The sequence below is a fragment of the Rhizobium ruizarguesonis genome, from assembly GCF_012349115.1.
Lineage (GTDB): Bacteria > Pseudomonadota > Alphaproteobacteria > Rhizobiales > Rhizobiaceae > Rhizobium > Rhizobium ruizarguesonis.
This window is the reverse complement of record NZ_PQIG01000003.1, coordinates 1-2586: the sequence shown is the minus strand read 5'-3', so window position 1 is coordinate 2586 and position 2586 is coordinate 1. Positions and strand designations below refer to the sequence as shown.

Sequence of the window (2586 nt, the reverse complement as noted above, 5' to 3'; positions counted from 1 at the left end):
CGCATCTCACCGCAATCGGCCGACCGAAATGCCGAGACCATCCGGAGGCGCCCGGATGAAATCCTGAAGCTGATTACCAACGAGAAGAGCGTCTTCAGCCGCTATGACATTGCCAGGGCTCTGCATCGCACCATCAATGACGATGCGCAGACATTCCAGAATGCTTTTGCCGCGGTCATGGCGTCAAAGGCCCTCGTTGAACTGAAACCCGACAGTTCAGGCGTCCGGGGTCGCGATGGCGAGGCACGCTATTCGACGGTCGAGATGGTGGCGATCGAGGGGGCGATGGCAACATCCGCTGGTGTGATGAAGACGCGCCAAAACCACGGTGTCTTCAAGCGGCATGTCGATGCGGCCATCGCCGCTCAGGACAGATCGATCCAGGCGGGAAATCCATCACCGGGGCAGGGGCTGTCGGCTGAACAACGCCAGGCGATCGAGCATGTCACGGGTCCAGCTCAGATCGCCGTGGTGATCGGTTTTGCCGGTGCCGGCAAGAGCACGATGCTGGCAGCTGCCCGCCAGGCCTGGGAAGCGCAAGGTTATCGCGTTCATGGCGCGGCTCTGGCCGGCAAGGCGGCAGAGGGCCTGGAGGAATCGTCAGGCATATCGAGCCGCACGCTGGCGTCGTGGGAATATTCCTGGCAAGCCGATCGCAGTCGGCTGAATGCTCGCGACGTGTTTGTCATCGACGAGGGTGGAATGGTCGCAAGCCGTCAGCTCGCCCGCTTCGTCGACGAGGTCAAACGGGCCGGCGCCAAGCTCGTGCTGGTCGGCGATCATGAACAGCTTCAGGCGATCGGAGCGGGCGCACCGTTTCGGGCAATCTCGGAAGCGGTTGGTCATGCGCAACTGTCTGAGGTCCGCCGGCAGAAAGCGGATTGGCAGAAGCAGGCCTCGATCGACTTTGCCTCGCATCGGACTGCAGCCGGGCTCGCTTCCTACGAGGCTCATGGCAACATTCAACTGAAAGCGAACCGCGCTGAAACGCTGAAGGCGATCATTGCCGATTACGTCGCTGACCGATCGGCACATCCCGACGACACGCGCATTGCGATGGCCCATCGACGGATAGATGTGGCTGCGATCAATGCCGGCATTCGCGCTCAGTTGCAGGATCGCGGTGAGCTCGCAAAGGCCAACAACCCGTCTGGTGATAAAGGTGAGGAACTGAGCTACCAGACCAACAATGGGAAGCGATCCTTTGCGCGCGGCGACCGCATCGTCTTCCTGGAGAACGATCGCGATCTCGCCGTCAAGAATGGCATGTTAGGCGAGGTGATCGCCGTCGCGCCGGACGCAATACAAGTTCGGCTTGACGGCAAGGCGCAGACGCAAGATGGGCAGCGCCAGGTGACCGTACCGGTGAATAGTTACCAAGCCTTTGACCACGGCTACGCGACGACGATCCACAAGACGCAAGGCGCCACCGTCGACCGGAGTTTTGTTCTGGCTTCGACGACAATGGACCGGCATCTGACCTATGTGGCGATGACCCGTCATCGTGAAGGGGTGCAGCTTTATGCCGGGCTCGATGCGTTCAAGACGGAGCGCGCCCTGACGGAGGCACTCAGCCGCTCAGGCGTGAAAGAGACGACACTCGACTATACCCATGACTTTGCCAATCGGCGCGGCATGGAGGATCGCCAAGGGCAGGGCGAGAGTGATGTCGCATCTCATGGAATCAGCAAAGGGATACAGCCCATCCCGGACACCGCGGTTCCCAAGCCAATGCAAGAACCACGGCCGCTCGCAGCCCGCAGCATCGCCGATGGCGGCGCTGCGCACCAACACCGCAGTGACGATGAACGCGACGATGAACGCCGCGTGCTCATTGCGGCCGTGAAGACCTATGCGATGAGCGTCGAAGCGGTTGGACGGTCAAAGGCAATGGTGGCATTCGACCGAGATTGGGCGGCGGCAAAGCAGCTTGCACCGCAGCTGTTCAAAGACGCGCCAGCGGCAATGGCAGCCTTGCGCGGCCGCATCCTCAACGAGAACTGGGATCCGGTCGCGCTCGCCAACCAACTCAGCGCTTCGCCCGAGACGTTCGGTGCGCTCGCCGGCAAGACCGGCCTGTTCGGAGACAGCGCCGAACGCAAACACGCGCTTTCCCGGATCGATGCGCTGGCCTCGCATGTTCGCCAATCCGCCAAGACCTGGCAGCGTCGCCTTGCGGCCGAATGCGGCTCGGAGCGATGGAAGCGAGAAAAGCAGGACGTGATCGAGGTTCTGGGGCCGAGCCGCCGGAGCGAGGCGCTGCTGCGCCAGCTCGACGATCTGCCCTATAGCGACAAGGCAAAGTTCGTCGAGCAACTGGCGGGGACGCCGGAGGGCCGTCGCGCGCTTGCCGAGGCGAAGGACATCGTTACTGCGATCGAAACGCGCTTCGGTCGCGCCGATCCCTCAGATCTCGCAGATCAGCTGAAGCGAATGGGTCCCGATCAGGCTGGGGACATCGAGCGGATCCGCCAGGTCGTCCGCCTTGCCGACCGCAGTCATCGTGCAGAACTCACGCAGCAGATGGAGTTGCAGCGCTCGCTGAAGCGGGGCAGGACCTTGGGGCTTGGGATGTAGATGTTTGGC

Annotated in this window: 1 protein-coding gene; it reads left to right on the top strand. The window is 62.2% G+C overall.

Features of this window, described 5'->3' with window-relative positions; translation table 11 throughout:
- The coding region (gene traA, locus C3Y91_RS02360) for a Ti-type conjugative transfer relaxase TraA (RefSeq protein WP_168574925.1) at positions 1 to 2577 on the top strand (2577 nt) is incomplete at its 5' end.
- Between the last annotated feature and the right edge of the window lie 9 nt (positions 2578 to 2586).